This window comes from Parasutterella sp., from assembly GCF_057870745.1.
In genome coordinates this window covers 1-7,934 of sequence record NZ_DBMALT010000072.1, presented here as the reverse complement: position 1 = coordinate 7,934, position 7,934 = coordinate 1, and the positions used below count along the sequence as shown (strand labels likewise).

The 7,934-nt window shown below is 42.1% G+C and carries 5 protein-coding genes; 2 read left to right on the top strand and 3 right to left on the bottom strand.

What is annotated here, in order from left to right:
• Positions 1–197 precede the first annotated feature (197 nt).
• The 3 genes from ACZND6_RS12400 to ACZND6_RS12390 all read right to left on the bottom strand — a co-directional run bounded on the left by ACZND6_RS12400 (position 198) and on the right by ACZND6_RS12390 (position 5,047).
• Positions 198–989 carry a MetQ/NlpA family ABC transporter substrate-binding protein gene (locus ACZND6_RS12400; RefSeq protein ID WP_293737473.1) on the bottom strand — a complete coding sequence of 264 codons (792 nt, stop codon included), beginning with the start codon at positions 987–989 and terminating at the stop codon, positions 198–200.
• 17 nt (positions 990–1,006) lie between these two features.
• On the bottom strand, positions 1,007–1,801 hold the full coding sequence (locus ACZND6_RS12395) for a MetQ/NlpA family ABC transporter substrate-binding protein (protein ID WP_293737472.1): 795 nt from the start codon (positions 1,799–1,801) through the stop codon (positions 1,007–1,009).
• Positions 1,802–3,538: 1,737 nt separating this feature from the next.
• Positions 3,539–5,047: an APC family permease gene (locus ACZND6_RS12390; RefSeq protein ID WP_300817073.1), complete on the bottom strand. Its 1,509-nt coding sequence runs from the start codon at positions 5,045–5,047 to the stop codon at positions 3,539–3,541.
• A gap of 557 nt (positions 5,048–5,604) precedes the next feature.
• On the opposite strand from ACZND6_RS12390, the gene ACZND6_RS12385 reads away from it, so the two are divergent.
• Entirely contained in the window at positions 5,605–6,576 is a 972-nt protein-coding gene (locus ACZND6_RS12385; protein ID WP_489524749.1) for a LysR family transcriptional regulator, read from the top strand.
• Complete coding sequence (locus ACZND6_RS12380; RefSeq protein ID WP_370747700.1) at positions 6,573–7,349, top strand: Rossmann-fold NAD(P)-binding domain-containing protein; 777 nt, start codon at positions 6,573–6,575, stop codon at positions 7,347–7,349. Before ACZND6_RS12385 ends, ACZND6_RS12380 begins: the two co-directional genes overlap by 4 nt.
• The last annotated feature ends 585 nt before the right edge of the window (positions 7,350–7,934 follow it).

Sequence of the window (7,934 nt, the reverse complement as noted above, 5' to 3'; positions counted from 1 at the left end):
CTCTCTCCGCTTTATGGAGATCCGTTAATGAAGCGCCCATTGCGGTACCGCACGATGGGTGCTGTGAGAGAGGGGCGGGGAAACCCGTCCCCCTACTCGATCTCAAAATGGAAGGATTTCCCTTTGTCCGCTAATGGATAAACCGTCAGAAGTAATTTTCAAGATTCTTCAGCTTTGACGTCCATCCGATTAGCGACTTAGAAAGCCGGAACAACGGCTCCGTTATATTTTTCCTCAATAAACTTCTTAACTTCGGGCGAATGAAGAGAGCTCATCAATTCCTTAATAGCGGGTTTGTTTTCGTCCCCTGCTCTCACTGCCACAACATTTGCATAAGGAGAATCTTTGGCTTCAATGGCAATCGCATCTTTTGTGGGGTTCAACTTAGCGCCGAGGGCGTAATTAGAATTGATAACGGCAGCATCTAGATCGTCCAAAGCTCTGGGCAGTGTTGCTGCTTCCACTTCGACGATACGGATTCTCTTCGGATTATCGGTGATATCCAGAGGAGTTCCGTTCACACCGACACCGTCTTTCATTTTGATCAGGCCGGCAGCAGCAAGAACCTGAAGCGCTCTTCCGCCGTTTGTCGGATCATTAGGAATGGCGACAGAGGCACCTTTTTTCAGATCGGCCAAGTTCTTTACTTTCTTGGAGTAAACGCCCATCGGTTCAATATGAACCGCTCCTGCAGACACCAGATTTAAGCGATGGTCTTTCGAGAAAGCTTCTAGATAAGGCAGATGCTGGAAGAAGTTGGCATCCAGATCTTTGTCAGAAAGCGCCAGGTTCGGCTGAACATAATCAGAGAACTCAATAATCTTAAGGTCAATGCCCTTTTTAGCGAGTTCGGGCTGGACCACTTTCAGAATATCAGCGTGCGGAACCGGAGAAGCTCCAATCTTTAAGGTCTCAGCGGCGTTTGCAGTACCGAAAAAGCAGAGAGCGGCGCTGAGTGCAGCGGTAATCAAAAAATTGCGTTTATTCATGTACAGGCGTCCTAATGTTAGAAGGATGGAATCAAAGATCCTTTGTAGTGCTCAAGTATGAATTGTTTTACTTCCGGTGTGTGAAGTGCGTTGTTCAATTCAACAAGTTCTGGGCGATTGTCTCCGGTACGGATAGCAACCATGTTTGCATACGGAGAATCTTTACTTTCAATGAGTAAGGAGTCTTTGACGGGATTAAGGCCGGCCGGCAGCGCGTAGGTCTGATTAATAACGGCTGCGCGAGCATCATCAAGTGTTCTCGGAAGCGTCGCAGCCTCGACCTCTACGATTCTTAACCTCAACGGATTATCAATGATGTCCTCAACTGTTGCTGCATGTCCGACACCCTCTTTTAGTTTTAAAAGACCTGTTCCGGCAAGCAGCTGCAGTGCTCTGCCGCCGTTCGTCGGATCGTTAGGGATCGTGATGGTGTCGCCCTTCTTTAATTCCTTAACGTCTTTGATCTTTTTAGAGTAAAGAGCGATAGGTGCAATAAAAATGCCAGACAAAGCCGTCAGCTTAAGACCTCGGTCCTGGCAGAACTTATCCATGAAAGGCTTGTGTTGGAAAAGATTTGCATCAATTTCTTTATCCGCCAAAGCTAGATTCGGCTGAATATAGTCGGTAAATTCGATGATCTTGAGATTGATGCCTTTTTTGGCAAGGGCAGGTTTTACGAACTCAAGAATATCTCCTGTTACAAGGGGAGAAGCTCCGACTTTGAGGGTTACGGGTTCTGCTGCAAATGCAGGAAGCAAAGTAGAAACAATTGCTCCGGCGGCTAAGCCTTTAATTAACTGGCGGCGTTGCATAAAGAATCTCCTAAGGATAAGAAAAATAGTCGTTTCGAAAATTACAACATAAAAATCTTAGCTAAAAAAGCTTAGGCAAGCCGATTTAAAGATAAGAATTTTGAAAACGCCTTCTGATATCCAGATTCACCCCTGCGAATAAGAATTCATTTTTTAGTGAATATCTCAATTAAATAAATAGGTTAAGGATTGTTTTGCATAGGAACAGACAAATTCCTTCCTATGGCAAAGACAAAGGTTGACAGCTAGAAACAAGCACGTCATTAAAAATTAATTTTCTATTTAGATCCAACTTTTTCGTTAGAAAATTAAATTTGATTTAATAATAAGAAGAAATGCAAAAATAATTAAATTCTGTTTAAGGCTACTATCAATACTAATAATAATTAATTTATTTTAGTTGTCAAATATTTAAAAGAGATATAAATAAGATTAAAAAAGTATGTTTAAATTCACAATGACCTAATTCCTTATATTATTCATTTTCTTTATTAGCTTATAATAATCTTTAAAATTTGTAGGCGATCTCATTCCTTTTTATGTTTTTATTGGTTTATACAATGGGGTATCAGTATTTTTGTATAACAGGGTAACTTAAGATACCACCCTCTCAATCCTCTCAAATTTACTGTATAAATCATCTATACAGTTATATTGACAGTACATCATACTGTATGAATGACGAAGCCTTTAAGTATCTACTTAACTATCTGTAAATTAACGATTTTTATTGTTAACAAATCTTCTTTCAGATAAATATCTAATCTAATTTAACTTATTGGAACCTTTTCTAATCTAATGTTTATACAGTAAATAAATCGACCTATTTCGAGTTTTTTATCGCTCGTAAAAAGTCTTTATAAACTCATCTATCTATCTGTTTATACGAAGAAATTGTCTATTTCTATATATTCACAACGCTCTGTTGACAACTTTCCGGTAACTTCTCTCCAAGTTCTCTGACTTACACCTTAGCTTTCCTTCCTGCTGTACAAATTAAATTTTCAATCTCTATGGTAGAGAATCAGGAAATTGATGAATTTATAGTATTCAGATTATCAAAGAAAGTTATGAGAAAAAGCCTACCCTGCTCTACTCGAAACGAAGTTAAATAATAGATAGAAAGAATTTATCTTGTCTAACTTGTTTTTATATTTAAATAATTTAAATGTTTTGTTCAAACGGTATACTGAAAACTTTTTTAATGTTGTTATAATTATTCTATAAAAAATTTAAATTTAATACTTCTGGATATTTATATTTATTTTAATTTTCAATTTTGATGACAATCAAAGCAAACTTACTTTATTTAATACACACTTCCCTGCCCTAATATATGAGTACCCTTTGATGCCATCGATAAATCTTCGAGTTTTCAAAGAAGTTTGTAATCTCACTTTCAGAGCATTAACTTGGTATTGTTTCTATAGGTACATGCTTTCTCTCTTTTTCAAAGATTTGTTCTTTCTTCAAAAAAGATTACGTACTACAACTTCAACTTGTCTTATTTCTATTAATCCGCTTTCGTCACCAAAGAATTAGGATTACTTCTGATATTTGTTTTTAAGAAATCTTCTTTTCCTTGCTCCCCCCCCCTTTTCCGGAGCTTTCTCTCTTTCACCTTTAAGCAAGAATCTAATTCTGAGTTCGTATTTAGATTAGCCCCAAAATTCTTCGATTCAAGTTAAAAAATAAGCCCCGTCATTCAGGACGAGGCTCAAATACGTTTTGGTTAACTTAGCGCATCAAATACGGTAGTAAATAAAGCAGCGTGGCAACAATGCTCAATCCACCTACGAGGAACCACCAAAGATGATATTCCCGGTCCATGCTCCTCTTTTCTTCAGGTGTCGGGATTTCATCAACGCCGGAAGCTTTTTCATCCAACTTAAAAGATGCGCCGGCTCCGTAATACTTAGAGCAGCACCAGTAAATAGCAATTCCGAGGAGACACCATATAACGCCGGTGTAAAAAGCCTCATTACTCAGCTCAGTCATCATATACAAGTAAATTAAAGCGCTGGCCGGAGCACCGACCATGATCAATGGAGCTTTATAAGAACGTTTTAATTCAGGATGCTTTTTCCGCAAACCCCAAGCTGCCAGTATTCCGAGAACGTAGTAGAAAAGATCTGCGAATAAGGAAAGTTCTGCAATGTAAAGCAATGAGTTAGTTGCAATCAGAGCAACGGTCAATACACCCAGCGTTATCACCGCAACGTAAGGTGTCTGATAACGGCGGCTGACCTTTGCAAAAATCTTGGGCATTGCGCCGTCTCTAGCCATCGTAAAGAGATAACGCGGTGTTGTTGAAATAGAGGCGTTTAACGTTGAGAAATCACCGCCGAAAGCAATGCCGGCCGCGAGCAAGGCAAGAGGGAATCCTAGGATGCCGGCTGCCTTCATTGCTTCCGCATAAGGAGCTTCAGCCGTTGCCAGAGATGCTAATTTCTCTACCGGTGTAATACCGATCAGATACCACTGGAACAATGCGTTCACACAGAAAACGACGAACGGAGCCAAGAACATGGCACGAGGAATATTGATTTTCGGGAAACGAATCTCCTCTCCCATCGCCACACAGGCTTCAAAGCCTGCAAAGCACCACCAGATCATGCACACGGCGCCGATAAACGTAAAGTCTTTGTCCTTTGCGATGAATTCCGGCGACTTTACAAAATTCGGCAGTTCAATATTCGGGATCATTGTCAGGAACCAAATAGCAGCAACGCCCCAGAAAAAGAACATAAAGCCGTTTTGCAGCCGGCCCGTTAACCTAACACCGAAGACATTGGCAATAATGAAAACGATCGTGACGATCAACGCCACTGCGACATCAGACAATGGAATTTGCCATCCGAAAGCAAGACAAAGTGTTTTGAAGTAATAACTAAAGGCCAGCGCCTCACCGCCGGTAACCGCAACGAGCGAAATAATGAAATTCCAACCGGCTAAAACGCCTACCGCCTTCCCTAGTCCAAGCGAGGCAAATTGGTAGGTTCCGCCCGCATATGGAAGTGCAGCCCCCATTTCTGCGTAAAGAAGAGCAGGATAAATGCTTACCAATAGCGCCAATAAGGTGGCGAAGATTACCTCGATACCGAGGTTTCCGACTACATTGGATCCGGTTGTAAAAAGACCGACACCGATCACAGAACCGGCGGTAATGGTCACCGCTTCCCGCATACCAAAACTTCGTTTGAGGCAACTGGGGCCGGCTGAATTCGATAGATTCTCTTGCGACATTGAAATCTCCTGAAAGATTCTTTTTCTTCAATATAGGACGGAGATTTCGTGAATAACGAATTTTGTAGTTCGATTTCCTAGCTAATGACCGCTATATAGCCTTCTCTCGGACAAGCCAAAGACTAACGAGAATAATTATTTTGATTCCGGAAAATTATAGATTTTCGGGATTAGGATTCGAATCCTCTAGAAATAAAGAGAATATTTTTCGTCTGTCAGTTTTTTGGACAAAAAAATACCTTCTTCAGCTCTCTCTTTCTGAAGAAGGCACAGTCCAAAACAGACTGTTTATATCTAACAACCAATCAGGAGATGTCCGTCGGACCTTGGTTACGTCCGACATGGTTATTGTGCCTAAGTACCGCAGTTGATACAATGACAAAAATTTAGTGTTATTGATGACAAAAAAGGCAATTTACAGAAATATTACAAATTGTCCTTAATTTTATTTGTTTATATTCAAATAAATAAACGTATTTATAATGTTTTAATTGCCAATCCTGTTAGTTACAAAAACACACAAACTACAACCTGGATTTCAGCTGAAAGGATGAACTGTGAGTACTGTTTCCGACCTTGATACCTGGCGTCTTTTCTTTAAGATCGTTTCCCGTGGTTCCATTGCCAAAGTTTCGGAAGAGAGCGGCGTGGAAGCCTCTTCCATTTCCCGACGTATTAATAAGCTCGAAAAAGACCTAGGCGTAGAACTTTTCCGGAGAAAAGGTAAACAGCTAGTGCTCACAAGTGCAGGATCTGTGGCCTATTCCCGCATGAGACGTATCGTTTTTGATGCGGCCTCTTTGTTCAAAGACCTTCAGGTTGCTCGAGATAACGACAGGGACTTGATCACCATCGCATGCCCGATCGGTCTTTCTGAGATCATCATGCCGATCGCAATTTCTAAGTACCTGGAATTCAATCCGGATGTTTCAGTGTCTATGAGGTCATTAAGTTACGTTGAGCTGATGACTTCTGACGCCATTACCAGCTATGACGTCATGCTCTCGGTGACGCCTCTGAATATTCCGACGCGCGATTCTAAGTTGATTGCCGGCATTTCCTTCATGCTCGCGGCCACCCCACAGTATTTAAACTCGCTGAAATATCCGATTCGCTCTCCTCGCGATCTTTCGGAGCACCCTATTTTTTCTTTCTTTTCCAGAAACCGCGAAAGGAATATGGTTTTAAGAAAAGGAAGCGACTATTTCCCGCTGCACTTCCATGCTCATATGCGTTTGAATAATCCGGGCGGTATTAAGCAGGTTGTTATGCGCTCAAAAGGCATCGGAGCGTATTGTCCTGTCTATTACTATTTAGACGAACTGGCCAACGGAACCGTTTGCGAAGTCTTGCCGGAATGGAAATTCCCTGTTCAGCAAATCTATATCAGCAGAAAAGACCGAGACAGAGTTGCGGTCAATCGCTTTGTCCATTGGCTTATTGACTACTTTGAACATTGTCCCGGACTGGTACCTCCCAGTTATGAAGGTCTTTGGGTCGGAGATTTTGTCGATGGGGCCCCTGTATGACCAAGGTTCAATACAGCTTTGCCCAGCTTGGCGAGTCGGAAATCTTTGAACCTTATCTTTCCTCAGAGCTTAAAAAGAATTCCGATTTATGGAAGCCTACCGAGTTCGAGCTCCCGCTAAATGATCCCGGACTTGCTGCAGCATTCCTGACGCTAACACAGCCGGATGCAGTTTTCTATGTTCCTCGATTCTCGGCCAGATCTTTCGAATCAAAAAGCGCAAATTATTTAGCGGCTCTTTCTCAGGCCTTAGAGACAAAGGAGGCACTTTTGGTCAGCTGGCTGCAGCCGGAAGAAAGTATTCCGCCTTTCATCAGCTGTGAACATCTACTTATTAGATTGCCTGAAGTTTTCTATTGTTCAAGCACAAAAAACTTAATTACCGATTGGATAGACAAAATTTTATCCCGCAAACGGATAACCGTCTCAGGAAATAAACCGCTTCGCCTTATCGGGCGTCATCTTTTGGTTCAGATGACGGTTGTTGCCGCTCTTAAATGTCTGGCAAACCCAGGTTTTGATGGTGTTTATAAATTAGCGGCCAACGGCGAAACCTCTCTTTTCGAGCTCGTTAGCTTTATTCACTCGACATTAGCTCGCCTCCTGCCCAACCATAAGTTAGCAAAACTCAGTTTTGCCGAAGAAGAGCCGGTTCCGCTTTCGGAAGAATTTGATACTTCCTTTATGGAAAATTTCAATGTGATTTTGCCCGGCTGGCGCACGGGCGTTGAAGAGACAATCGTTGCCTTTTTAGTTCATCGAAAACTCTTTTGAGAACTTGTGTATCAGGAAGCATTCTTTTCGCCTTCTTCTAATAATTAGAGAAGGCTAAGAAATAGTTAGTCAAAAATTTAAATCTTAACTCGGAAAATTTCCCATCAATGAGCCGTTTTTGGAATGTAATCGAGCAGGGTTTCGCTGATTTTCAGCGAACACCCTCTCACACCACTTCCCAAACCGATCTGGTAAGCCAGGTTACTCTAGTTTTTTAGCGGTTACTTAACATTTTAACCCCTAAAACAACCCAACCACGACCATCCCCTGCCTTTAAGGAAGTCAGTTGTCAAGGCTTCGACTTGTTTTGCAGTATTACCCGACGACAATTGCCTGAAACCGTTCCTGTTCGTAAGGTCTATGGTTTGCCTCGGGCTTCCTTCAGTCGGAACCTCGCGGTTCAGGCCTTGTCTCTGGCTATGTGCTCGGCGCCACCGTCTGCACTTCGGGACTTCCACCCTGTAGAGTTCGCTCATGCCGAGCGCAATCGAGTAGGGGAAGCTTTCACCTACCCCTCTCACACCACTGGGCATGCGGGTCTCGCACCCAGCGGTTCCAATTAACCTATGCGGGTCGCCTACTTGC

Coding starts and splice junctions, on each gene's coding strand:
- ACZND6_RS12400 (WP_293737473.1), bottom strand. CDS start 989: ATGAATAAACGCAATTTTTTGATTACCGCTGCACTCAGCGCCGCTCTC.
- ACZND6_RS12395 (WP_293737472.1), bottom strand. CDS start 1,801: ATGCAACGCCGCCAGTTAATTAAAGGCTTAGCCGCCGGAGCAATTGTT.
- ACZND6_RS12390 (WP_300817073.1), bottom strand. CDS start 5,047: ATGTCGCAAGAGAATCTATCGAATTCAGCCGGCCCCAGTTGCCTCAAA.
- ACZND6_RS12380 (WP_370747700.1), top strand. CDS start 6,573: ATGACCAAGGTTCAATACAGCTTTGCCCAGCTTGGCGAGTCGGAAATC.